Below are 22,436 nucleotides of genomic sequence, written 5' to 3' on the forward strand. Positions count from 1 at the left end.
GGCTCTCTCAGCCCTTCATCATGTTGACGTCTTCCACGGCAATGGAGCCGCGGTTTCGGTAGAAGACGACGAGAATGGCAAGCCCGATTGCGGCTTCCGCCGCGGCGACTGTCAGGATCAGCAGCGCAAACACCTGACCGACGATGTCATTGAGGTGCATCGAGAAGGCGATCATGTTCAGATTGACCGCCAGCAGGATGAGCTCGACCGACATCAGGATGACGATCACGTTCTTGCGGTTCAGGAAAATCCCGAAAATGCCCAGCGTAAACAGGATCGCGCTGACAGTCAGGTAATGGGAGAGTCCGATTTCCATGCGATTATTCCTTCACGTCCCCGCGTTCAGATGCCCTGGCCGGGCTTGACCTTGACCACCTCGATGGCGGTCTCCTTTGTCCGGGCGACCTGCTCGGTGATGTCTTGCCGCTTGATGTGTTCACGATGTCTCAGCGTCAGCACGATGGCGCCGATCATGGCCACCAGGAGCACCATGCCTGCGATCTGGAAGTAGAAGATGTAATCCGTGTAGAGCACATCGCCCAGCGCCTGCGTATTGGTCCGCTCGCTCGGTGCCGGGATCGGATTGGCGCCGCTGCCCGCCGCTGCCGGATTGAAGGCATTGCCTGCCAGCACGATGATCAGCTCAGCCGCCAGAATGATGCCGACGAGCGCGCCAACCGGGGCATATTCCAGCGCTCCGGACTTCATTTCGGCGAAATCCACGTCCAGCATCATCACCACGAACAGGAACAACACTGCCACGGCGCCGACATAGACCACCAGCAGGATCATCGCCAGGAATTCAGCGCCGGTGAGCAGGAACAGGCCTGCCGCGTTGAAGAAGGTGAGAATGAGGAACAACACGGAATGCACCGGATTGCGCGCCGCGATCACCATGAAAGCAGATGCGACTGCCACGAAGGCAAACAAATAGAAAAACAGAGCCTGAAGACCCATGATCGGCGCCTTTTCGTCTTTCCCGCGAGTGACAGCGACCGTCTTGCCCCTGTCCCGGAGAGAGCCTGGTTTGGCCCAGGCCGTCCCCTGCCCCCGCATGTGAATTCAAGACGACGCGCCCGAATGATGCGCCGTCCCGGTGTCTTATCGGTACGGTGAATCCATCGCGATATTGCGAGCGATTTCCCGTTCCCAGCGATCGCCATTGGCGAGCAGCCGGTCCTTGTCGTAATAGAGTTCTTCGCGCGTTTCCGTCGCGAATTCGAAATTCGGTCCTTCGACGATTGCATCGACCGGACAGGCTTCCTGGCAGAAGCCGCAATAGATGCACTTCACCATGTCGATGTCGTAGCGAACGGTGCGGCGGGTGCCGTCATTGCGCCGTGGACCGGCTTCGATGGTGATTGCCTGCGCCGGGCAGATCGCTTCGCACAGCTTGCACGCGATGCAGCGTTCCTCGCCGTTCGGATAGCGCCTGAGCGCATGTTCACCCCGGAAACGCGGGCTCACCGGCCCCTTTTCGTTCGGATAGTTCACGGTCGCCTTCGGTTTGAAGAAATAGCGCATCGACAGCACGAAAGCGCCGACAAACTCCTTCAGGAACAGCGATTTTGCGGCTTGAGCCAAGGCCATGGTCAGTCTCCGCTCTTGCCCGGCACAACCGGCCGGAATGGGGAATTGATGAGTGTGATCACGGTGCGGTTCCTGTCAGCTTGAGCACGAAGGCAACGATCACCAGCAGCACCAGCGACAGCGGCAGGAACACCTTCCAGCCCAGCCGCATCAGCTGATCGTAGCGATAGCGCGGCACGAACGCCTTCACGATCGAGAACATGAAGAACATCATGCAGACCTTGAGCACGAACCAGACAATTCCCGGCACCCAATTGAGGAACCACACGTCCAGCGGTGGCAGCCAGCCGCCCAGAAACAGGATGGTCGACAGCGCGCACATCAGCACGATGGCCGCATACTCCCCGAGCATGAACATCATGTAAGGCGTCGAGCCATATTCGACCATGAAGCCCGCAACCAGTTCGGATTCAGCTTCCGGCAGGTCGAAAGGCGGCCGGTTGGTTTCGGCCAGCGCCGAGATGAAGAAGATGATGAACAGCGGGAACAGCGCCAGCCAGTGCCAGTCGAGCATGGAGTTTGGCAGACCGATCCGTGTACCGATGCCGTTGGTCTGGGCCAGAACGATATCAGTCAGGTTGAGCGAACCGACGCAAAGCAGCACCGCAACGATGACGAAACCCATCGAGACTTCGTAGGAGACCATCTGCGCCGCAGAGCGGAGCGCGCCCAGAAACGGGTATTTCGAGTTCGAAGCCCACCCGCCCATGATCACGCCGTAGACTTCCAGCGAGGCGATCGCGAACACGAAAAGGATGCCCACATTGATGTCGGCGATCACCCAACCGGCGTTGAACGGGATCACGGCCCAGGTTGCCAGTGCCAGGGTCACCGCCACCAGCGGTGCGAGCAGGAACACGCCCTTGTTGGCGCCTGACGGAATCACCGGTTCCTTGAGGACAAACTTCAACAGATCGGCGAACGACTGGAGCAGACCCCACGGACCGACCACGTTCGGGCCACGGCGAAGCTGAACCGCCGCCCAGACCTTGCGGTCGGCATAAAGCACATAAGCGATGAACAGCAGCAGCGCCACCAGAACCAGCAGCGACTGCCCGATCATGATGGCCGCGGGCCAGACATAGTTTGAGATGAAACCGTCCATGATGTTTCCGCCCCTATTCCGCCGCCACTGCCTTGGCAGTCTTCGCCAAGGCCGAGCATTCAGCCATTACCGCCGAAGCGCGTGCGATCGGATTGGTCAAATAGAAGTCTTTGACCTGAGACGCAAACGCCGATTTGTTCATCCGGCCGGGTTTCTTCGCAATTGCCGCAATTGCACCGCCTTCACCGGTGGAAATCATGTCGATTTCAGCGAAATGCGGATATTCGGCATAAAGCGCAGATCTCAGACCTGCCAGCGAATCATAGGGAAGCCGCTTGCCCAGCACGTCCGACAGCGCTCGCAGGATCGCCCAGTCTTCCTTGGCTTCACCCGGGGCGAACGCGGCGCGGTTGCCCATCTGCACCCGGCCCTCGGTGTTCACATAAGTGCCCGATTTCTCGGTATAGGCGGCAGCCGGCAGGATGACGTCGGCATGATGTGCGCCATTGTCGCCATGGGTGCCGATGTAGACGGTGAAGCCGGCGGTCTTCTTGGTAAAGTCCAGTTCGTCCGCACCGAGCAGGAACAGCACGTCCGTGCCGTTCAGCATCGACGCCGCATCTAGGCCGCCTTCGCCCGGCACGAAGCCGAGATCCAGTCCGCCGACACGCGCAGCCGCCGTGTGCAGCACGGCAAACCCGTTCCAGTCGCCCTTCACCGCACCGACCGCTTCGGCAAGCCTGGCCGCATTGGCCAGCACACCGGCGCCATCGCTGCGAGACAACGCACCCTGTCCGACGATGATCATCGGCTTCTTGGCGCGCTTGAGCTTGGACAGGAACTTGTTGTTGCCGTCGACCAGATCCTTCAGCGTTTCCGGACCGGCACCAAGATATTCGTGGTCGTACCGCAGGTCTGCCTGCTCGCCGATCAGCGCGATGGGCAGATCACCCATCCGCCAGCGCTTGCGGATGCGGGCATTGAGGATTGCAGCCTCGCGGCGCGGGTTGGACCCGATGATGAGGATCGCGTCCGCGTCTTCGATGCCATCGATGGTCGGGTTGAAGATGTAGCTTGCCCGGCCGAGCGACGGATCAAGTGCTGCGCCATCCTGGCGGCAATCAATATTGGTGGACCCCAGCGACCCAATCAGCGTCTTGAGCGCGTACATTTCCTCGACGGTCGCCAGATCGCCGGCAATGGCTCCGATCTTTTCCGGTGCTGCCGCTGACACCGCCGCAGCAATCGCACTGAACGCATCACCCCAAGACGCTGCCTCAAGCCGGCCGTTGCGGCGCACATAGGGGCGGTCGAGGCGCTGCGTGCGCAACCCGTCCCAGATGAAGCGGGTCTTGTCGGAAATCCACTCTTCGTTGATAGCTTCATTGATGCGCGGCATCACACGCATGACTTCGCGGCCGCGGGTGTCGACCCGGATCGCCGAGCCGACGGCATCCATCACGTCGACGGATTCGGTCTTGTTGAGCTCCCACGGACGCGCCTGGAAAGCATAGGGTCGCGAGGTCAGCGCACCGACCGGGCACAGGTCAATGACGTTGCCCTGCAGCTCCGAGCTCATCGCATGTTCGAGATAGGTGGTGATTTCCGCATCCTCGCCGCGGCCGATCAGGCCAAGCTCGGAGATGCCCGCCACTTCGGTGGTAAAGCGAACGCAGCGCGTGCAGTGAATGCAGCGGTTCATGATCGTCTTGACCAGCGGGCCGATATACTTGTCTTCAACAGCCCGCTTGTTTTCCGCGTAGCGGGAATTGTCCATGCCGAAGGCCATGGCCTGGTCCTGCAGGTCGCATTCGCCGCCCTGGTCGCAGATCGGGCAGTCCAGCGGATGGTTGATGAGCAGGAACTCCATCACCCCCTCGCGCGCCTTCTTGACCATCGGCGTATTGGTGAACACCTCCGGCGATTCCCCGTTCGGGCCGGGGCGCAGGTCACGCACGCCCATGGCGCAGGAGGCAGCGGGCTTGGGCGGCCCGCCTTTCACCTCAACCAGGCACATCCGGCAATTGCCGGCGATCGAGAGCCGTTCGTGGAAACAGAACCGTGGCACTTCCGCACCGGCCTCCTCACACGCCTGCAACAGCGTGTAGTGATCCGGCACTTCGATCTCGTTTCCATCAACCTTGATCTTGGCCATGCAAGCAGTCCTACCTTTGCGAACGATCGAAACGACCGCGTACATCCCTTACCGGGACCTGATTGTGTTCGGCCGGGCGAGAAGACCGCCCGGCTTTGGCATTCCTAGTCGGCGGTTGCCCCGCCCTTGGCAAGCGCAGCGGCTTGCGAAATCCATTGGTCCCGCTCGACCCTGCCGCCAAACTGCAGATAATCGTCGACCCATGCGGCCTCTTCCGGCTTCCATGCCGCAATCTGCGTGAACGTCCAGACCCCGAGCCCGTTGAGCACCTGTTCGAGCTTCGGCCCGACACCGGAAATCAGCTTGAGATCATCCGGCATCTCCGGCATTTCGATTTCAGCCGGGCGGCGGAAGTCTTCCGGCGCCAACACCGGTTTGGCAGTCTCAGCCGGCGCATTGGCGACCGCAGACGTCTCGGTGCTTGCCGCTGCTGCCACATCCGCGTCCGTCTTCAGCTTCTCGACGGCGGCCTCGGTTGCCCTTTTCGCCTCCGGTGCACCGGCCTTTGTCTTGGCAGGCGACGTTTTCGCTTTGGCCGAAGCAGGCTTTACCTTGGATTTCGCCGCCGCGGGCTTCAAATTGACAATGTCTGCAGACTGTTCCGCGCCTGCAGGTTTCTCATCCTCAACCGCAGCTTCCGGCTCTTCAGGCGCCAGGTCCTCGGCCAGAACCGGCATCATCCAGCTCAGGTCGGGATGCTGGCCCAGCAGGGAAGCCTGGCTTTGCATGGCGCCCTGCATGGCCCCCATCATCATGCCGGCCATCTGCCCGGCCATGCCGAAACCGACCGCGGTGGCCGCAGCCGCCGCACCCAACGGATAGACCATCAACGGGGAGACTTCCAAGCCTTCCGTTCTGGTCAAATCTGCCATGGCATTCATCGGTTTCATCATCTCGTTCATGTTCATCTCGGTGGGAAAAGAAAACATCGACATCAGTCTCTCCTTAGACGTCTGTTGGTTCTTGTCCCTTGTGACGTTTCCTGTCTTCCGGACCCGATGTTACGGGTCTCTTATTCCGCCGCTTCCAGCCGCACATTGCGGCTTTGAACGGCATTGCGTGTATACTGATCGATCCGCGCTTCCATCTCGGGACGGAAATGCCGGATCAGGCCCTGAATCGGCCAGGCCGCCGCATCGCCAAGCGCGCAGATGGTGTGGCCTTCGATCTGCTTGGTGACGTCGAACAGCATGTCGATCTCGCGCTTCTGCGCATTGCCTTTGACCATGCGGTCCATGACCCGCATCATCCAGCCGGTGCCTTCGCGGCACGGCGTGCACTGACCGCAGCTTTCATGCTTGTAGAACGCCGACAGCCGCCAGATCGCCTTGACGATATCGGTCGACTTGTCCATCACGATAACGGCTGCGGTGCCGAGACCCGATTTGAGATCCCGCAGACTGTCGAAATCCATCGGCGTGTCGATCATGTCGGCACCCGGTACGCAGGGCACCGAGGAACCGCCCGGGATCACGGCCAGCAGGTTGTCCCAGCCGCCGCGGATACCACCGCAATGGGTGTCGATCAGTTCGCGGAACGGGATCGACATCGCCTCTTCCACCGTGCATGGCGTGTTGACGTGTCCTGACACGCAGAACAGCTTGGTGCCGGTGTTGTTGGGCCGGCCGATTCCGGCGAACCAGGCGCCGCCGCGGCGCAGGATCGTGGGCGCAACAGCAACCGACTCGACGTTGTTGACCGTCGTCGGACAGCCATAGAGACCCATATTGGCAGGGAATGGCGGCTTCAGCCGTGGCTGGCCCTTCTTGCCTTCAAGGCTCTCGAGCAGCGCTGTTTCCTCGCCGCAGATATAGGCACCTGCCCCGTGATGGACATAGATGTCCATGTCGTAGCCGAGCTTGTTGTTCTTGCCGATGAGCCCGGCCTCATAGCACTCGTCGATCGCCGCCTGCAGTGCCTCGCGTTCACGCATGTATTCTCCGCGGACATAGATATAGGTCGCGTGCGCGCCCATGGCGAAACCGGCAATCACGCAGCCCTCGATCAGCGTGTGCGGATCGTGGCGCATGATGTCGCGGTCCTTGCAGGTGCCCGGCTCGGATTCGTCAGCATTGATGACGAGGTAATGCGGACGGCCGTCGCTTTCCTTCGGCATGAACGACCATTTCAGTCCGGTCGGGAACCCTGCCCCGCCGCGGCCGCGCAGGCCCGACGCCTTCATCTCGTCGATGATCCAGTCACGGCCCTTTTCCAGGATTTGCTTGGTGCCGTCCCAGTGGCCGCGCGCCATCGCACCCTTCAGCGACTTGTCGTAGACGCCATAGATATTGGTGAAAATCCGGTCTTTGTCAGCTAACATCATTCACCTCTATCGCGGCTTCTTGCCGAAGACTTTGATGTACTCGGCCTCGCCGCCCTTGGCCAGCGCCTTGGCCTGCTTGAGCCAGTCTTCACGCTCGATACGGCCCTTGAACTTGAGATACCCGTCGACCCATTCCCGCTCGGCCTTCTTCCACGACGCAACCTGCGCGAACGTGTAGATGCCGAGCGAATGCAGAATACCCTCTATCTTCGGCCCGACACCCGAGATCATTTTAAGATCGTCGGGCTCCGCCGGTCTGGAAATTCCGGCGGGACGGCTCTTGTCATCGAGCGAGGGTGCCGTGGCTGGCTTGGCGGACTTTCCCTTGGCGGTCGCGGCAACCGACATGGTGGGATTGCCTTCGGTGACCGGTTCGGCCGGCCGTTTCGCCGGGGAGACTGATTTCGCGGTCGAAGCCAGCGAAGCGGTCGCGTTGGCCGATTTCGATGGGTCAGGCGCCTTGCGCGGAGCTGCAGCCTTGCGGTTCCGGACAGGATTGCTGTCGTCTGCTGTCTCTGAATCTGCTGTCGCAGAAGACTTGCGGGCGCGGCTCATCTTCGGCGCTTCCGTCGCGGTCTCGGCAGTCTTGGCGTCCGCCTTCACATTGGCCTTGGCTGCAGCGGGAGACTTGGTCGAAGTCTCGGTCGACGGTGACTTGGGCCGCGCGGCCTTGGTGGCGGAAGGCGACTTGCCCGCAGCACCCGATGCCTTGGCACCATTCTTTTTTGCCGGCTTGATTTCCTCGGTGAGGCTGGTGAGCCCGCTTTCCGGGGCGGAAAAAGTCCGGTTGACCTGCGGGCCCGGGGTCACGTCCTCCGGACGGCCTGCCTCGAACCGGTCGATGATGTAGGCCAGACGCTCGGGGGAGAGATCCTCGTAGGAATCCTTGAAGATCATCACCATCGGAGCGTTCACGCAGGCGCCCTGGCATTCGACTTCTTCCCACGACAGCGTCCCGCTCTCGTTGAGATGAAATGGCTCCGGATGGATCTTGTTGCGGCAGACCTCCATCAGCTCTTCGGAGCCGCGCAACATGCACGGCGTGGTTCCGCAAACCTGAACATGTGCCCGCGACCCCACCGGCTTGAGCTGGAACTGGGTGTAGAAGGTCGCCACTTCCAGCGCCCGGATATAGGGCATTCCCAGCATGTCGGCGACAACCTCGATCGCCCGCTTGGTTACCCAACCGTCCTGCTCCTGCGCCAGCATCAGCAGCGGGATGACGGCCGACTGCGCCCGGTCCTTCGGATATTTCTTGATCCAAACCTTCGCCTGCGCACTGAATTCGCGGTTGAAGGCGAAATCGGCTGGCTGGACATTTTCTTCGGCAAGTCGACGAACGGACATGATGAACTCTTTTGTCTTATTTCCGGCCTATTTCAAGTCACTGCCGGGCACATTGGGCGTGGCCACAACTGTGCCGGCGGCTGCGGATGTTATTGCCATGCACATCACCGGTCGACCTCTCCGAACACGATGTCGAGCGAGCCGAGCACGGCTGACACGTCGGCCAGCTGGTGGCCACGCGTGAGGAAATCCATGGCCTGCAGATGTGCAAAGCCCGGAGCCCGGATCTTGCAGCGGTACGGCTTGTTGGAACCGTCCGAGACCAGATAGACGCCGAACTCGCCCTTGGGCGCCTCGACGGCGGCATAAACCGCGCCTTCGGGCACCCGGTAGCCTTCGGTATAGAGCTTGAAGTGATGGATCAGTGCTTCCATCGAGCGCTTCATTTCGCCACGCTTGGGCGGCACCGCCTTGCCATCGGTCGAGGAGACAGGCCCCACCTTCGCGTCACCCAGAAGACGGTTGATGCAATGGCGCATGATCTTCACCGATTCGCGCATTTCCTGCATGCGGATCAGATAACGGTCATAGCAGTCGCCGTTCTTGCCGATCGGAATGTCGAAATCGATCTCCGAATAGCACTCGTAGGGCTGCGAGCGGCGCAAGTCCCAGGCAGCGCCCGAACCGCGCACCATCACGCCCGAGAAGCCCCACGCCCAGGCATCTTCCAGGCTGACAGTGCCGATGCCGACATTGCGCTGCTTGAAGATGCGGTTGTCGGTGAGAAGCCCCTCGATATCATCGCAGATGGTCAGGAACGGCTCGCACCACTTGGCAATGTCCTCGACCAGCTCATGCGGCAGATCCTGATGCACGCCACCGGGGCGGAAATAGGCTGCGTGCATGCGCGCGCCGCAGGCACGCTCGTAAAACACCATCAGCTTTTCGCGCTCTTCCAGGCCCCAGACCACCGGGGTCATGGCGCCCACATCGAGCGCGTGGGTAGTGATGTTCATGATGTGGCCCAGAATACGGCCAATCTCGCTGTACAGAACCCGGATCAGCTGGCCACGGATCGGAATTTCCATGCTAAGCAGCCGTTCCACGGCCAGGGCATAGGCATGCTCCTGGTTCATCGGCGCCACATAGTCGAGGCGGTCGAAATAAGGCAGGGCCTGGAGATAGGTCTTGGTTTCGATCAGCTTTTCGGTGCCGCGGTGCAAAAGCCCGACATGCGGGTCGACGCGCTCGACGATTTCGCCATCCAGCTCCAGCACCAGGCGCAGAACGCCATGGGCCGAGGGGTGCTCGGGACCAAAATTGATCGTGAAATTGCGGACGTTATGTTCTGCCATGGTCTTGCGTCCTCATCCCTTGGCTTTTTCGTCGCCCGGAAGCACGTAGTCGGTGCCTTCCCAGGGGGAGAGAAAATCAAAATCGCGGAATTCCTGCCTGAGCTCGACCGGCTCGTAGATCACACGCTTGGCCTCGTCGTCGTAACGGACTTCCACGAACCCTGTCAGCGGAAAATCCTTGCGCAGCGGGTGACCTTCAAAACCGTAATCGGTCAAAAGCCGGCGCAGGTCCGGGTGGCCCGAAAACAGGATCCCGTAGAGGTCATAGGCTTCGCGCTCGAACCAGTCGGCGCCCGGAAAGACCCCGGTGACGGACGGAACCGGCGTATCCTCGTCGGTGCTCAGGCTGACACGGATGCGGAAATTCTGATGCGGCGACAGCAGGTGATAGACCACTTCGAAGCGGTCCGCCCGGCCCGGCCAGTCGACACCGCAGCAATCGATGAAGCTGACGAACTTGCACTGCGCATCATCGCGCAGGAAGGTCATCAGTTCGACGATCTTGTCGGCCTGCGTGTAGATCGTCAGGTCGCCAAAGGCGATCTCGGCGCGCTCGATCAGGTCCGCCTTGACCTCGGTCAGGTAGTCCGAAAGCTCAATCAGGGCTTGGCTCATGACATTGGCTCCTTAGCGCTCGATCGTACCGGTACGGCGGATCTTCTTCTGCAGAAGAAGCAGGCCGTACAGCAGCGCTTCGGCGGTTGGAGGGCAGCCCGGCACGTAGATGTCGACCGGCACGACGCGGTCGCAACCGCGCACCACGGAGTAGGAATAATGATAGTAGCCGCCGCCGTTGGCGCAGGATCCCATCGAGATCACGTAGCGCGGTTCGGGCATCTGGTCATAGACCTTGCGCAGCGCCGGCGCCATCTTGTTGGTCAGCGTGCCGGCAACGATCATCACATCCGACTGGCGCGGTGACGCGCGCGGCGCAATGCCGAAGCGCTCGAGGTCGTAGCGCGGGCCGGACGCCTGCATCAGACCCTCGACCGCGCAGCAGGCGAGACCGAACTGCATCCACATCAGCGAACCGGTGCGCGCCCAGGTGATCAGCTCGTCCGTGGAGGTAACCAGGAATCCCTTGTCGGCCAGCTCGTCATTGATCTCGCCGAAAAACGGATCGTCGCTGCCGATCGGCTTGCCGGTATTGGGATCGATAATTCCTTTGGGCGCAGGGGCCACCAACGGTGCGTTGCTCACTCCCATTCCAGGGCTCCCTTCTTCCATTCATAGACAAACCCGACCGTCAGAACGCCGAGAAACACCATCATCGACCAGAAACCCATCCAGCCGATATCGCCGAACGACACCGCCCATGGAAACAGGAATGCAACCTCGAGATCAAAGATGATGAACAGGATCGAAACCAGATAGAACCGCACATCGAACTTCATGCGCGCATCATCGAAGGCGTTGAAGCCGCACTCATAGGCCGACAGTTTTTCCGGATCGGGATTCTTGTAGGCGACCGCGAATGGAGCGATCAGCAAAGCCAGACCTATCACCAAAGCCAGACCCATAAAAATAGCAATCGGCACATAAGCGCCCAGAAGTTCCGTCATGACGTCCGTTCCTGTATCCGTCACAGTCGAAGCCCCTACCCTACCTTAAGGTCTGGAGCCGGCCCCTCACCCGTGCGGCTGATCATGTTGCAACGCGGCGTGGTTAGCGCAGCCCGCCAAGCGGCGCAAGAGCACAGGGAGCATTTGATCAGATACTGTAGGCTTTCGCCACTCAATGTTTTGTCGCACGGCTGATGCAAGCGACATAATCCGGTTTTCAACGACGCGTTGGTACGTTCTGTCTTTCCCGGGAGAATCACCGGGACCAGCAAAAATTTGTTCAGCGCTCGGGGCGTGCGCGGCCGGTTGTCAGGCAGGTTTCCATGGTCTCGGACGGCATCCTCGCAAGTGAGCCTTTCCACAAGGTTTTGCCACGTGTTCAATGCCCATGCCGGCCGCGGCGGCAAGGCTTTCGTGATTCGGACACAGCACGATTTATCGGCTGCAGGCCGCCAAATCCGGCCATACCCGGGCACTCACGCTGACACTGCTCCCACGTTCCCGAAAAGACGCCCTGGCAGGATTGCACCGGCATCACGTCCGCCACCATGCCGCACCGCCCCGGACCATCCCGAACCACCCTGAACCCCTCTGGCGTGAGCAGCCAATAGAGCCAGTTTTTGATTGCTTCGGGACCGAGAACGAAAAAAGCCCGGCAAAGCCGGGCCTTTTCAAAAATGTGTCCATTTCTCTTGAAGAGAAATGGCGCGAGTGACGGGGCTCGAACCCGCGACCTCCGGCGTGACAGGCCGGCACTCTAACCAACTGAGCTACACCCGCGCATTTTTCGGCGGAACAGTGTGTGACCGCCGTTCCGTGAGCGGTGAATTACGGGGTTCGCACCGGAGTGTCAAGCGGCGATTGCGAAGGAAATTCGACAAAATACAATCTTCTTGAAAATGCCAGTCGCAAACCCCGGAGTAAATATGACGGCGCGCCGATTGGGAGAACTTGATGTCGATTTCCGCTGTTTTTGGCTTGCGAAATTTTTACGAACACCCTAAAGCACGAGCCACCGAACTGGGGGCGATTAGCTCAGTTGGTAGAGCGCTTCGTTTACACCGAAGATGTCGGGAGTTCGAGTCTCTCATCGCCCACCATTTTATCCCCTTGAAATCATTGAAACCCGTTGACTTTCAACGGCTTTGTCCCAAAGTGATGTCACAAAACACGTCACAAAATTGGGTTTCAGGATGGCGGGTAAACCCCAGCATTGGAAAGAGCGCAACGGTCGATATTCGGCCCGAGTCGTCGTGCCGGAACACTTGCGGCCATATATGGACGGAAAGCGCGAGTTCGAAATCCAGCTTGGCGGCGACAAACGCGAGGCGCTGAGGAAGCACGCAACAGCCGTCGCATCAATCCAACGGCAGATCGGTATTGCGCGCCACAAGCACGAGCTCGCCACCGGCGAGCAGTCGAAGCCCCTCACCCACCCTCTGACCGCTCAGCAGATCGCAACACGCGACTACCAAAGCCAAATCGATTTCGATGCCGAGATACGCGCGCACGATCATCGCTATGCTGCTTTCGAGGTTGATCTTGAGCATGCCCAGCTTCTCCGCGAGGGGTTCGCCGGTAAGCTCAGCGACGACCAGCTTGAGCAGCTTGTTGGCGCGCGCGTGGAACGGGCGCGCTTGGCAGGTCATACCGATGCCGAGAAGGGCTCACCGGAATGGCGTCGGATTGCCCAGGCACTTTGCGTATCCGGTTATGAAGCCATGGCGCGCCAAGATGAGCGCAATGAAGGTGACTTCACCGGCAAACCAACCCATCCCGATCTGTCCGATACCCCGCCGATTGATGACGACATCGATCCGACGACTTTTGCCGACATCATCAATGCAGAAGTGAAGCGGCGGGCGCGTGGCAACAACGCAAAGCCGCTGCCTGACAAGACCGCAAAGAAGTATCGCGACACGGCTGATGAGTTCGCCAAATTCCGCAAGTCAAATCTGGCGGCAACGGTCAAGCTCATTGATGCCAAGAACTGGATGGAAGCCTTGCAGGACGCGGGCAAACTCTCGAACCGAACCATTAAGGCAAAGGTCCAGTCGATCTGCACGATCTTGAACTGGGGACGCCAAAACGATCCGGAAAAATTCCTACCAGCGGGCAATCCGCTGACGGGAATGAAGATGCCGGATTTCAACAGCACGCCCTCCCACTTGCGCGCATTCACCTTGGCTGAAGCCGCCGTCATCCTTTCTGCGGCCCGAAAGGAAACGAAGCCTCTCTTCCGCTGGTTGCCATGGCTTTGCGCCTACTCCGGCATGCGGGTGAATGAAGCTGGCCAACTTTGCAAGGAAGACTTCTTCCAGATCGGTGATCAATGGTTCTGGAACGTAACCACGGCAGGACGCAGATCGCTTAAGACAGCGTCAAGCGAGCGGCGCATTCCTGTTCACCCTGCCCTGATCAATGAAGGCTTCATCTCGTTCGTAGAGAAATCAGCTTCAGGTCGATTGTTCAAAGGTGAGACAAAGGACGAAATCAACGTCCAGCCGAGAATGAGCACTTGGGTTCGCGGCATCATCCCATGTCAGAAGCGACCGCAGCTTTCTCCAAACCACGGTTGGCGGCACTTGTTTGAAGACTTGTGCCGCCGCGATAACATCCCTGAAGACGCTCGCAACTACATGACCGGGCGAGCAACCGGGAAGTCGCAAGACCTCTATGGCCGAAGCGACGTGATGCTGCCCGGCTTGGCAGATGCGATGCGCCGGATTGAGCCGATACCAGTCTAATGTGATTATTTTCCTGCTAAATAGGAATTAATTCATTTTTAGGATTCACAACAGATTCAAGGTGTGAGACAATTTTCCTCAAGTTGAATTGAGGAAAGCTGTATGAGTTCTGCCGGTATCGTTTCGAGTTTCAGAAAGGCACTTGGCCTTTCGGCAGAACAGAAAGCCTATTCACTTAATAACGCCGAAGCTTTCGAGCTGTTTGGTGTCACACCGACACACTCGGGCGTAAACATGAGCGGTAACACTGCTCTCAATGTTCCGGCTGTTCTTCAGGCGTTGCGCCTGATCTCGGAAACCATTGGATCGCTTCCCTGCAAACTCTACCGGGAAACCGAAGACGGCAAAGACACCGCGAAGGACCACACCGCCTACCGGATTGTGCACAAGCGGGCGAATGAATGGACCAGCGCGGGCGCGCTACGCATCGAACTGACTGCCGACGCTCTCATTCATGGCAACGGCTTCGCCAAGGTCATTCGATATGATGACGGTCGCCCGTTCGAACTTCACCGGCTGAAGCCGGGCAAGGTCACGGTTCTTGAGCACGCCATAACCGGCGCGCCTGTCTATCGCGTCTCGGAAGAGACCGGCACCCGCGATTACCCACACACGGACATCCTTCATATTTCATCCTTTCTCGGAAAGTCGCCGATCTCGTTCGGGAAAGAAGCGCTCGGTCTTGCAGCAATTCTGGAGCGTCACGGCGCACAGTTCTTCGGTTCCGGCGCGCGTCCGACCGGCATCGTCGCCAATGAAAAACCGCAAGGCGGCGAAGCTGGCACGAAAGCCGTTTCGGCTATTCGGAAGTCCTTCCGCGAATGGCAGCGAGGGGCTTCCGGCGATCCGCTCATTCTTGATGCAGGTTGGAAATACGAACAGCCGGTCATGACCTCGACCGATGCGCAGTTTCTTGAGAACCGCGTTTTCCAGATCAACGATATCGCCCGCATTTTCGGCGTCCCGCCGCACCTGCTTTTCGAGCTTGATCGCGCGACGTGGGGCAATGCTGAACAGATGGGCGCAAGCTTTCTTCAGCTTTGCCTTCGACCTTGGCTTGACCGATGGGCAGACGCCTTCACGACCGTGCTTCTTACCGAAGACGAACAGGACAGCCATTATTTCGAATTCGTCACGGCTGACCTTGAGCGCGCCGACGCGGCGGGCCGTGCTGAGATCTACGCGAAGCTGATCGCCGCCCGCGTCTACACGCCGAATGAGATCCGCGCTCGCGAGAACATGCCGCCGCTTCCGGGCGGCGATGAACTGGCAAACCCCTACACGACCTCGACACCTACCCGCCCCTCCATGAGTGAGCCGGTCAAGGAAGCTGCATGACCAAATACAAAGCCTTTTTCGGCGACGGTGAAAAAACCTTCGCCTTCCCAACGCGCGACCTCATCGAAGAGCTTGAGCGCAAAACCAGCATCGGCATCGGCGGGCTGTTCGAGCGCTTCCGCGTTTCGACCTACTCCCTTGCCGACATTCTTGAGATTCTTCGCATCGGCCTTATCGGCGGCGGCACCTCGCCTGCCGATGCATCCCAACTTGTCGCCGTCTACGGCGTCGGGCGTCCGCTGACCGAAGTCTTCGCAATCGCCGATGGCGTTATCAGCGCCCTCTTCTTTGGAACCGGCGAGGCCGCCGACGACACGGCAGAGATCGCCCAGGGCGAAATTCGACAGGTGGCCGCATGAGCGAACACCTCGAAATCAAAGGGTCGCTCAGCGTTGACGACGCCGGAACCATCACCGGCATTGCATGGCCTTTCGGAAGCGCCGACCGCGTCGGCGACATTATCGAGAAAGGCGCGTTCCCGGCGCTGGAAAGCCTGCCGATGTTGTTCGCTCACGATCAGGGGCAAGTGATCGGTGTTTGGGATCAAATAGCCGAAAGCACCGAAGGCTTGTCCGTCAAAGGTCGCCTGCTTGTCGATGATGTCGAGCGCGCCCGCGAAGTCCGCGCGATGATCCGCTCCAAAGCCGTCACCGGCCTTTCTATCGGCTTTGTCACCAAGGCTAGCAAACCCCGCCAACGCGGGCGGACAATTACCGCCCTTGATCTTCACGAAATCAGCGTGGTCGCCGTCCCGTGCCATCCGGGTGCGCAAATCACTTCTATCAAGGCCGAAGATGGCACGGCAGCGAACAAGGAAAAACTCATGGAAAACGAAATCGAGAATACACCGGAAGCTAATACCGATCCGGTTGTCAGCGAAGAAGCCCTTGCCGAAATTAAGGCGCTTCGCAACGACATGAACACGGTCAAGGCGAAGCTCAATCGCCCGACCGCCGCAAACAACAACCATCCGGCCCCGGCAAACGACAACAGCGAGCGCAAGGCTTTCGTCTCGTATCTTCGCCGTGGCGTCGAACGCATCGCGCCGGATGAAGTCAAAGCTTTGACCGTCGCGACCGATGCGAACGGCGGTTTCCTCGCACCTGAAGAGTTCGGCAATGAACTCATCAAGCTCTTGAGCGAGTTCTCGCCAATTCGCCAGTATGCCCGCGTGGTCAGCATTTCCGCACCGGAAATCAAGTATCCGCGCCGCGTCACCGGCACCGCCGCAACGTGGGTAGGTGAAACCGACGACCGCACCGAAAGCGGAATGACGTTCGAGCAGGTGACTTTGACGCCGCATGAGCTGGCGACCTTTACGGACGTTTCCAATCAGCTTCTCGAAGACAATGCCTATGGCCTCGAAGGCGAACTCATCGCCGACTACGCTGAAAGCTTCGGCAAGACCGAAGGGGTTGCCTTCATCAAGGGAACCGGCACCGGCCAGCCGAAGGGCATCATGACCGCTTCCGGCATTCCGGAACTCAAAACCGGTGTTGCCGCCACCTTCCCGACGACTGACCCGGCGGACGTTCTGATTGCCATGTATCACGGCATCGCTACCACTCACGCGAACAATGGCGTTTGGCTGATGAACCGGGCAACCCTCGGCACCATTCGCCAGTGGAAGGACAGCACGGGCCGTTACCTTGTGCTTGATCCGATCAGCGCAGGCGGCGCATCGACCCTGCTTGGCCGCCCGATTGTTGAAATGCCCGACATGGACAGCATCGGCGCAGGCAAGACGCCGATCCTGTTCGGCGACATGTCCGGATACCGGATCATTGACCGCATCGGCCTTTCGACCCTTCGCGACCCGTTTTCCCTCGCCGGCAAGGGCCAGGTTCGTTTCCATGCCCGCAAGCGCGTCGGTGCGGACGTGACGCATCCCGACCGCTTCATCAAGCTGAAGGTCGCCGCCTAAGCCATGACTTCGCAGCGGCCCGCATATGAACAGGTGACGTTTGTGCACGGTGGCAACACCGTAACGCTTCGCCCTTCATTGCGGGCCGCTGTCACTCTTGAAGAGAAGTTCGGCTTCCCAGCGCTCTATCGGGCGCTAGCCGAACAGAACTTCACGATCATCTCGGACATCATTCGCACCGCGAAGTCAGGTGCTCAGTATGTAGCACCCTTCCCGGAACAGTCGTTATTCCTGTTCTTCGCCGAAACGCTAATTCCAGTCGCAAATTTGCTCGACATGTTCCGGCCCGAAACTGACTCGGATGCGAAGCCAACATCTGGCAAGTCGATCAGTTGGTCACAAGCCCATCGCGAGCTTTTCAACGCCGCCACTGGTTGGCTTGGCTGGACGCCACAAGCGGCATGGGAAGCGACCCCGAACGAAATCGCATCAGCTTACAGCGCCCATATTGCTCGTCTGAAGGCCATCCACGGCAGCGCCGACGATCAGTCCAGCAACAGCCATCAAGCGCCCCATGACCTCGCTCAGCGCCTTAGCTCGGATGGCATCGACCCGGAATTTGATCGGGAAAGATTTCAAGCCCTCAAGGCGAGCATCGCGAGGGCGAAACGATGAAGCCGCCCCGGATATGCGCCTGTAACCAGATTGTTCCGCATGACGAGCTATGCGCTTGCCAATTGAAGGCCAAACGCGCCCGCAATGCCCGGCATGACGCCACGCGCCCGACCGCTGCCGGACGCGGATACGATCATGAATGGCGAAAGGCCCGCGCTGAATACCTGCTTAATAACCGTGATTGTCGTATGTGCGCCAACCCGGCAACGACCGTCGATCACATCATTCCGCATCGCGGCGACCGCGCCTTGTTCTGGAACAGGAACAATTGGCAACCGCTCTGCGCGCCCTGCCACAACAGCGTCAAGCAACGACAGGAGCGCGGTCGGATCAACTTTCGTTCGAACGATCCATCATCGCATGCCGTATCGCAATCGGCACTGAGTTTTGCCCAACCTCTTCCGGATCCAAGTCGTCAAAGCCCGCATCGCGAGCAAGAGCGGGATCACGAAGCCCCTCAAAACCGCCGATGATCAATCCAGCCAAAGACAGCCCGACTCCACTCATGATTGTCGCCATCGCAAGAAGCTTTCCATGAATGTTTATGAAGTCAGTTCCAACCCCCACACCGAACTGAGAACCACCTAGCAGCCAAAACCAACCGCTCACGAACACCACAACACCGGCAAGAAATATCGGATTAAGAAACAAAGCCTTACCCCCAAATGCACATTACAGACCGAATGTTGCTGAAGCTGCAGAATCCGTCAAGAGACCCGACCACAAGGACAACAGAATAATGGCCCCAAAGCTGATTGAATTTAATGGCAAGCGATATCTTATCTCGGAGATCACCGATCTAACCGGCATTCCGCGTGAGACTATTCGCGCACGGATTGCAGCGGGATGGAGCATCGAAGAAGCAATCGGAACGCCGACGCCAAAATTGCGGCGGGCGGGGGTGGGCTTCAACTTGCTCGCGTTTCAGGGGACCGGCGGGGGGAGCACTTCACAAGAGAGCCCGAATATAACTTTTTCTGAAAAGGCCGAAGACGCATGAGTATCGTCTCGCTTTCGCTCGCGAAAGCACACCTGAATATCGACGGCACCGCCGACGATGATCTGATTTCGCTCTACACCGGAGCGGCTGAGACTTGGCTTGGCAACTACATCGGCAAAGCCCTTTCGGTGATCGATCCCCTGCCCGACGATTTGAAGCTCGCCGTCCTGAAGCTTGTCGCCTTCTATTATGAGCAGCGCGAAGCCGTTGGCTTCGGTGTCGCCATGCAGATCGCGCCCTATGGCGTGACCAGCATCGCCAATTCCTACCGTGAAAACTGGTTTGGCGAAAATGTCGAATAAGGACGGCGGGCTCGCATCTACACTGGCGGCAATCGAACGCGCACGGAAAGCGCCGCGTGCTGCAATCACACCGGCACTTTTAAAGTCCGCGAACGAACTTGCGCTGGCACAAAAAGCCCTGGCGGAAACATCCCGCGACACTGGTGCGCTTATCGACAGCATCGAAGTGACGCCACCGGGCCATTCCACACCGCCCTACTCCCAGCCCGGCGGCTCACGTGTTGCCGGTGAAACCGAAGTGATCGTCACCGCCGGAAACACCGATGTCCGTTATGCGCACCTTGTCGAATTTGGAACGGCCAAAGCGGAAGCCCAGCCGTTCTTTTGGCCTGCCTTTCGTCTGCTTAGGAAGCGCCTTCAGAACCGTATCAACCGCGTTACCAAGAAGGCCGTGAAAGAGGCTTGGAACAAGTCATGATCGAACCAACCCTTGCGCTTCAGACTGCCATTCGTTCGGCGCTCACCACATCGGAAATCACCGCGCTTGTCGCTTTGGACCAAATCCGCAGTGGCGGAACACGACCAGACAAGCTGCCGACGATCATCATGAGCGACGGCCAAACGATCTTTCTCGGCAATGCGTCCGGTTCGCAATACATGGCCCGTGTCTTCGTCGATCTCCACATTTGGGCAATTGAAGACGGCAGCGACACCGCCAAAGCCATCGGCTTCGCCATTTGCAACACACTGAAGGTGACACCGGAAGGTGACGGCTTTTCGATTGACGAGTTCGGCTTGCCGTCTGTTCGGTGGATGCGTGACCCTGATCCGGAGAAGTCCTTTGCGCACGGGATCATAACCGTGGAAGCTGTCTTGCGGTGGAGCATCTAATGCGCGCCGGAAAGCTTGATCGCACGATCTCAGTCGAGCGGAAAACAGAAACCGTTTATGAGACCGGTGCAGTTGTTACGGATTGGCTTGCCATCGCCACTGTTCGCGCAGAAGTCGTCACCCAATCAGCGGATGAGTTTCTAACCGGGTTTGGCAAGGCCGAAAGCGGCAACGTGATCTTCCGCGTTCGATATCTGCACGACGTGACGACCGCCGACCGCGTGATCTGTGACGGGAAGATATATGACCTTAAAGAAGTGATCGAAGTCGGCAGACGGCGCGCGCTCGAACTTCGAGCGGCGACAACCTCATGACGCATCTTCGCGGTGTAAAGCCGTCCATCGAACGCGACAGCAATCCGTTGAAGAAGGCACCGGCAGCACCGAAGAATCTTTCGACTTTCGCCCGTGCCGAATGGAAGCGGATCATGCCCAGCCTTATCGCTCGCGGCATCATCACCAGCGCCGACCTCGGCGGCGTTGAAGACTATTGCCGGGCTCGCGGCCTTGTTCGTGAAATCGAAGACGTGCTTCGCGCATCCGGTGAAATCGATCCAAAGCTTTGCCGCCTTCAGGACAAGACAATGCAGACGGCTCGGCAGCTCGCGTCTGAATATGGCTTGTCGCCTGTATCGCGCGCTCGCATCGGCAGCACCGCGAATGACGACGATGAAGACGATAACCCGCTGACCATCGGCAAGAACCGCCGACATGGCTAAGAGCGCATTCCCTGACTGGATTTATGACGGCTCGCCGATTCCTGACCCTTTTGGGTATGGACAGGAAGCCGTCGATTTCATCCAAGCCCTGAAACACCCGGCGAGCCCGGCCCCGAAAGGGCGCTTTCAGCTCTTCGATTTTCAGGAACGTATGACGCGCCGGATTTACGGACCACGCAACCCGGACGGCTCGCGAGCCGTGCGCACCGTGTTTCTCATGCTTCCGCGCGGCAACAGGAAGACCAGCATCGCCGCCGCATGGGCGCTCTTGCACACCATTGGTCCGGAAGCCCGGCCCGCTGGACAGGCAATCTTTGCCGCATCTGATCGCGAACAAGCGGGTATTGGCTTCAAAGAAGCGGCCAATATCGTTCGCGAAGACCATCGCCTTGTGGCGGCGACACGCATCTATGACGCGCACAATTCAGCGAAGAAGATCATCAGTCGTTCGAACAAGGCCGAATTGCTCGCCGTATCGAGCGACGGCGCGGCGCAACACGGCAAGACTCCTTCTTTCGTGCTGGTCGATGAGATTCACGCTTGGAAAGGGCGTGATCTTTGGGAAGCGCTCAAGTCGGGGATGGCGAAGGTTCCCGACACGTTGATGATCATCGCGACCACCGCCGGGCGAGGACAGGAGAACATCGGCTTCGAACTCTTCGACTATGCACACAAAGTCGCTACCGGCGAGATTGCTGACCCGTCCTTTCTGCCGATCATTTTTCAAGCTGAGTCCGGTGATGATTGGCGTTCGGAAGAAATTTGGCACAAGATCAATCCCGGCCTTGCGCACGGTTTCCCTGACCTTGGCGGCTTGCGCACCATAGCGAATGAAGCCGAACACCGGCCCGCCGAACGCTTCGCTTTCCAGCAATTCCATCTGAATATCTGGCAAGCCGCTTCCCGCGATCCCCTCTTTGACATGCAGGTATGGGATGCTGGCCAAGACGCGAACTTTGATCTTGCCGATCTTGAAGCCCTGCCTTGCTGGATTGGCGTTGATCTGTCCCGGTCTGGCGACCTCACCGCCATTGTCGCCGCATGGCGGCACGATGACGGGCGTATCTCGCTTCACCCTTGGTTCTTCCTGCCCGGCGACGGCATTGAGGAAAAGGCGCGACTTGAGCAAGTCCCTTACACCCGCTGGCGCGACGATGGCCTTTTGAACGTCATTGACGGCCCGGTAATCGAGCCGGACGCCATTGCTGACAAGATCATTGATATTTGCGGCACCTATGACGTTCGAGAAGTTGTTTTCGATCCCTCGCTTGCCGGGCCGGTTATGGGCAAGCTCATGGATCACGGCGTTAACGTGCTTCAGGTTCGGCAAACTCCGGTGAACATGCACGGTCCGATTTGCGACCTTGAGCGCGTCGTCAACGGCAAGCGCGTTCGCCACGGCGCGCACCCGATCCTTCGCCAGCACTTCGATAGCGTAGTCGTCAAGCGCGCCACCAATGCGGGCGCCCTGACGACAATGCACAAGGGCACGCGCCATTCCAATCATATCGACGGCGCTGTTGCGTCCGCGCTCGCCGTCTTCCGGGCGGCTGCGAACGACAATCAGCCCTCGATTTTCGACCTCGACCCCGACGAATATGACCGGCTTCAGGATGAAGCCGAAGCCGCATAAGGATTTGTGAA

General features: G+C 59.2%; 25 protein-coding genes, 2 tRNA genes and 1 pseudogene. 14 read left to right on the forward strand and 14 right to left on the reverse strand.

The window, feature by feature from the left end:
• Positions 1–7: 7 nt before the first annotated feature.
• The 13 genes from nuoK to CRO46_RS01030 form a co-directional block, all read right to left on the reverse strand.
• Positions 8–316, reverse strand: a complete 309-nt coding sequence (gene nuoK, locus CRO46_RS00970) for an NADH-quinone oxidoreductase subunit NuoK (protein WP_097104133.1) — start codon at positions 314–316, stop codon at positions 8–10.
• A 26-nt stretch (positions 317–342) separates the two neighbouring features.
• Positions 343–957 (reverse strand): NADH-quinone oxidoreductase subunit J, encoded by a 615-nt coding sequence (locus CRO46_RS00975; protein ID WP_097104135.1) that lies wholly within the window; start codon positions 955–957, stop codon positions 343–345.
• 144 nt (positions 958–1,101) lie between these two features.
• The gene (gene nuoI / locus CRO46_RS00980; RefSeq protein ID WP_097104139.1) at positions 1,102–1,590 is read right to left on the reverse strand and encodes an NADH-quinone oxidoreductase subunit NuoI; all 489 of its coding nucleotides are present in this window, start codon (positions 1,588–1,590) and stop codon (positions 1,102–1,104) included.
• 58 nt (positions 1,591–1,648) lie between these two features.
• A complete protein-coding gene (nuoH, locus tag CRO46_RS00985; RefSeq protein WP_097104143.1) occupies positions 1,649–2,695 on the reverse strand; it encodes an NADH-quinone oxidoreductase subunit NuoH in 1,047 nt (348 codons plus the stop codon).
• Positions 2,696–2,708: 13 nt separating this feature from the next.
• Positions 2,709–4,790, reverse strand: a complete 2,082-nt coding sequence (gene nuoG, locus CRO46_RS00990; RefSeq protein ID WP_097104146.1) for an NADH-quinone oxidoreductase subunit NuoG — start codon at positions 4,788–4,790, stop codon at positions 2,709–2,711.
• A 104-nt stretch (positions 4,791–4,894) separates the two neighbouring features.
• Complete coding sequence (locus CRO46_RS00995) at positions 4,895–5,725, reverse strand: NADH-quinone oxidoreductase subunit E (protein ID WP_244577736.1); 831 nt, start codon at positions 5,723–5,725, stop codon at positions 4,895–4,897.
• A 77-nt stretch (positions 5,726–5,802) separates the two neighbouring features.
• Positions 5,803–7,110, reverse strand: coding sequence for an NADH-quinone oxidoreductase subunit NuoF (gene nuoF, locus CRO46_RS01000; protein ID WP_097106378.1), 1,308 nt, complete (start codon positions 7,108–7,110; stop codon positions 5,803–5,805).
• Positions 7,111–7,119: 9 nt separating this feature from the next.
• Entirely contained in the window at positions 7,120–8,460 is a 1,341-nt protein-coding gene (locus CRO46_RS01005) for an NADH-quinone oxidoreductase subunit E (RefSeq protein WP_097104148.1), read from the reverse strand.
• 104 nt (positions 8,461–8,564) lie between these two features.
• Positions 8,565–9,755 carry an NADH-quinone oxidoreductase subunit D gene (locus CRO46_RS01010; RefSeq protein ID WP_097104151.1) on the reverse strand — a complete coding sequence of 397 codons (1,191 nt, stop codon included), beginning with the start codon at positions 9,753–9,755 and terminating at the stop codon, positions 8,565–8,567.
• A gap of 12 nt (positions 9,756–9,767) precedes the next feature.
• Positions 9,768–10,370 carry an NADH-quinone oxidoreductase subunit C gene (locus CRO46_RS01015; RefSeq protein WP_097104153.1) on the reverse strand — a complete coding sequence of 201 codons (603 nt, stop codon included), beginning with the start codon at positions 10,368–10,370 and terminating at the stop codon, positions 9,768–9,770.
• 12 nt (positions 10,371–10,382) lie between these two features.
• Positions 10,383–10,961: a NuoB/complex I 20 kDa subunit family protein gene (locus CRO46_RS01020; RefSeq protein ID WP_179758905.1), complete on the reverse strand. Its 579-nt coding sequence runs from the start codon at positions 10,959–10,961 to the stop codon at positions 10,383–10,385.
• Positions 10,952–11,317, reverse strand: coding sequence for an NADH-quinone oxidoreductase subunit A (locus CRO46_RS01025; RefSeq protein WP_097104157.1), 366 nt, complete (start codon positions 11,315–11,317; stop codon positions 10,952–10,954). The genes CRO46_RS01020 and CRO46_RS01025 overlap by 10 nt, the downstream gene beginning before the upstream one ends.
• A 703-nt stretch (positions 11,318–12,020) precedes the next feature.
• Positions 12,021–12,097, reverse strand: a tRNA-Asp gene (locus tag CRO46_RS01030).
• A 244-nt stretch (positions 12,098–12,341) separates the two neighbouring features.
• Between CRO46_RS01030 and CRO46_RS01035 the strand changes: the two genes are divergently transcribed.
• From CRO46_RS01035 to CRO46_RS20290, 7 genes and pseudogenes are all read left to right on the forward strand, one after another.
• A tRNA-Val gene (locus tag CRO46_RS01035) sits at positions 12,342–12,417 on the forward strand.
• 93 nt (positions 12,418–12,510) lie between these two features.
• Positions 12,511–14,064 (forward strand): site-specific integrase, encoded by a 1,554-nt coding sequence (locus CRO46_RS01040; RefSeq protein ID WP_097104160.1) that lies wholly within the window; start codon positions 12,511–12,513, stop codon positions 14,062–14,064.
• 102 nt (positions 14,065–14,166) lie between these two features.
• Complete coding sequence (locus CRO46_RS01045; RefSeq protein WP_097104162.1) at positions 14,167–15,402, forward strand: phage portal protein; 1,236 nt, start codon at positions 14,167–14,169, stop codon at positions 15,400–15,402.
• Complete coding sequence (locus tag CRO46_RS01050) at positions 15,399–15,761, forward strand: gene transfer agent family protein (protein WP_097104165.1); 363 nt, start codon at positions 15,399–15,401, stop codon at positions 15,759–15,761. Before CRO46_RS01045 ends, CRO46_RS01050 begins: the two co-directional genes overlap by 4 nt.
• Positions 15,758–17,326 (forward strand): phage major capsid protein, encoded by a 1,569-nt coding sequence (locus CRO46_RS01055; protein ID WP_097104168.1) that lies wholly within the window; start codon positions 15,758–15,760, stop codon positions 17,324–17,326. Before CRO46_RS01050 ends, CRO46_RS01055 begins: the two co-directional genes overlap by 4 nt.
• Positions 17,327–17,329: 3 nt before the next feature.
• Positions 17,330–17,941, forward strand: a complete 612-nt coding sequence (locus CRO46_RS01060) for a hypothetical protein (protein WP_097104170.1) — start codon at positions 17,330–17,332, stop codon at positions 17,939–17,941.
• A 188-nt stretch (positions 17,942–18,129) separates the two neighbouring features.
• Positions 18,130–18,237: pseudogene (locus tag CRO46_RS20290) on the forward strand (HNH endonuclease); the annotation flags it as partial.
• A 34-nt stretch (positions 18,238–18,271) separates the two neighbouring features.
• On the opposite strand, the gene CRO46_RS20120 reads toward CRO46_RS20290, so the two are convergent.
• Positions 18,272–18,592 (reverse strand): hypothetical protein, encoded by a 321-nt coding sequence (locus CRO46_RS20120; RefSeq protein WP_244577814.1) that lies wholly within the window; start codon positions 18,590–18,592, stop codon positions 18,272–18,274.
• 88 nt (positions 18,593–18,680) lie between these two features.
• Between CRO46_RS20120 and CRO46_RS01070 the strand changes: the two genes are divergently transcribed.
• Genes CRO46_RS01070 through CRO46_RS01100 form a run of 7 tightly spaced genes read left to right on the forward strand, consistent with a single transcriptional unit; the run spans position 18,681 to position 22,425 of the window.
• Positions 18,681–18,941 (forward strand): hypothetical protein, encoded by a 261-nt coding sequence (locus CRO46_RS01070; RefSeq protein ID WP_097104175.1) that lies wholly within the window; start codon positions 18,681–18,683, stop codon positions 18,939–18,941.
• Positions 18,938–19,243, forward strand: coding sequence for a head-tail connector protein (locus tag CRO46_RS01075; protein ID WP_097104177.1), 306 nt, complete (start codon positions 18,938–18,940; stop codon positions 19,241–19,243). The genes CRO46_RS01070 and CRO46_RS01075 overlap by 4 nt, the downstream gene beginning before the upstream one ends.
• On the forward strand, positions 19,233–19,661 hold the full coding sequence (locus tag CRO46_RS01080) for an HK97-gp10 family putative phage morphogenesis protein (RefSeq protein ID WP_097104180.1): 429 nt from the start codon (positions 19,233–19,235) through the stop codon (positions 19,659–19,661). The genes CRO46_RS01075 and CRO46_RS01080 overlap by 11 nt, the downstream gene beginning before the upstream one ends.
• Positions 19,658–20,074 (forward strand): DUF3168 domain-containing protein, encoded by a 417-nt coding sequence (locus CRO46_RS01085; RefSeq protein WP_097104182.1) that lies wholly within the window; start codon positions 19,658–19,660, stop codon positions 20,072–20,074. Before CRO46_RS01080 ends, CRO46_RS01085 begins: the two co-directional genes overlap by 4 nt.
• A complete protein-coding gene (locus tag CRO46_RS01090) occupies positions 20,074–20,388 on the forward strand; it encodes a phage head closure protein (protein ID WP_097104185.1) in 315 nt (104 codons plus the stop codon). Before CRO46_RS01085 ends, CRO46_RS01090 begins: the two co-directional genes overlap by 1 nt.
• On the forward strand, positions 20,385–20,792 hold the full coding sequence (locus CRO46_RS01095) for a phage terminase small subunit P27 family (RefSeq protein WP_097104188.1): 408 nt from the start codon (positions 20,385–20,387) through the stop codon (positions 20,790–20,792). Before CRO46_RS01090 ends, CRO46_RS01095 begins: the two co-directional genes overlap by 4 nt.
• A complete protein-coding gene (locus tag CRO46_RS01100; protein WP_097104191.1) occupies positions 20,785–22,425 on the forward strand; it encodes a terminase large subunit in 1,641 nt (546 codons plus the stop codon). Before CRO46_RS01095 ends, CRO46_RS01100 begins: the two co-directional genes overlap by 8 nt.
• The last annotated feature ends 11 nt before the right edge of the window (positions 22,426–22,436 follow it).

The sequence above is a fragment of the Parahoeflea halophila genome (assembly GCF_900220985.1).
In the GTDB taxonomy this organism is placed as follows: domain Bacteria; phylum Pseudomonadota; class Alphaproteobacteria; order Rhizobiales; family Rhizobiaceae; genus Hoeflea; species Hoeflea halophila.

Coding starts and splice junctions, on each gene's coding strand:
- nuoG (WP_097104146.1), bottom strand. CDS start 4,790: ATGGCCAAGATCAAGGTTGATGGAAACGAGATCGAAGTGCCGGATCAC.
- CRO46_RS01070 (WP_097104175.1), top strand. CDS start 18,681: ATGGCCCCAAAGCTGATTGAATTTAATGGCAAGCGATATCTTATCTCG.
- CRO46_RS01040 (WP_097104160.1), top strand. CDS start 12,511: ATGGCGGGTAAACCCCAGCATTGGAAAGAGCGCAACGGTCGATATTCG.
- CRO46_RS00975 (WP_097104135.1), bottom strand. CDS start 957: ATGGGTCTTCAGGCTCTGTTTTTCTATTTGTTTGCCTTCGTGGCAGTC.
- nuoF (WP_097106378.1), bottom strand. CDS start 7,110: ATGTTAGCTGACAAAGACCGGATTTTCACCAATATCTATGGCGTCTAC.
- nuoI (WP_097104139.1), bottom strand. CDS start 1,590: ATGGCCTTGGCTCAAGCCGCAAAATCGCTGTTCCTGAAGGAGTTTGTC.
- CRO46_RS01005 (WP_097104148.1), bottom strand. CDS start 8,460: ATGTCCGTTCGTCGACTTGCCGAAGAAAATGTCCAGCCAGCCGATTTC.
- CRO46_RS01075 (WP_097104177.1), top strand. CDS start 18,938: ATGAGTATCGTCTCGCTTTCGCTCGCGAAAGCACACCTGAATATCGAC.
- CRO46_RS01050 (WP_097104165.1), top strand. CDS start 15,399: ATGACCAAATACAAAGCCTTTTTCGGCGACGGTGAAAAAACCTTCGCC.
- CRO46_RS01025 (WP_097104157.1), bottom strand. CDS start 11,317: ATGACGGAACTTCTGGGCGCTTATGTGCCGATTGCTATTTTTATGGGT.
- CRO46_RS01045 (WP_097104162.1), top strand. CDS start 14,167: ATGAGTTCTGCCGGTATCGTTTCGAGTTTCAGAAAGGCACTTGGCCTT.
- CRO46_RS01015 (WP_097104153.1), bottom strand. CDS start 10,370: ATGAGCCAAGCCCTGATTGAGCTTTCGGACTACCTGACCGAGGTCAAG.
- CRO46_RS01055 (WP_097104168.1), top strand. CDS start 15,758: ATGAGCGAACACCTCGAAATCAAAGGGTCGCTCAGCGTTGACGACGCC.
- CRO46_RS01090 (WP_097104185.1), top strand. CDS start 20,074: ATGCGCGCCGGAAAGCTTGATCGCACGATCTCAGTCGAGCGGAAAACA.
- nuoK (WP_097104133.1), bottom strand. CDS start 316: ATGGAAATCGGACTCTCCCATTACCTGACTGTCAGCGCGATCCTGTTT.
- CRO46_RS01020 (WP_179758905.1), bottom strand. CDS start 10,961: ATGGGAGTGAGCAACGCACCGTTGGTGGCCCCTGCGCCCAAAGGAATT.
- CRO46_RS01100 (WP_097104191.1), top strand. CDS start 20,785: ATGGCTAAGAGCGCATTCCCTGACTGGATTTATGACGGCTCGCCGATT.
- CRO46_RS01060 (WP_097104170.1), top strand. CDS start 17,330: ATGACTTCGCAGCGGCCCGCATATGAACAGGTGACGTTTGTGCACGGT.
- CRO46_RS01010 (WP_097104151.1), bottom strand. CDS start 9,755: ATGGCAGAACATAACGTCCGCAATTTCACGATCAATTTTGGTCCCGAG.
- CRO46_RS01095 (WP_097104188.1), top strand. CDS start 20,385: ATGACGCATCTTCGCGGTGTAAAGCCGTCCATCGAACGCGACAGCAAT.
- CRO46_RS00995 (WP_244577736.1), bottom strand. CDS start 5,725: ATGTCGATGTTTTCTTTTCCCACCGAGATGAACATGAACGAGATGATG.
- CRO46_RS01085 (WP_097104182.1), top strand. CDS start 19,658: ATGATCGAACCAACCCTTGCGCTTCAGACTGCCATTCGTTCGGCGCTC.
- nuoH (WP_097104143.1), bottom strand. CDS start 2,695: ATGGACGGTTTCATCTCAAACTATGTCTGGCCCGCGGCCATCATGATC.
- CRO46_RS01080 (WP_097104180.1), top strand. CDS start 19,233: ATGTCGAATAAGGACGGCGGGCTCGCATCTACACTGGCGGCAATCGAA.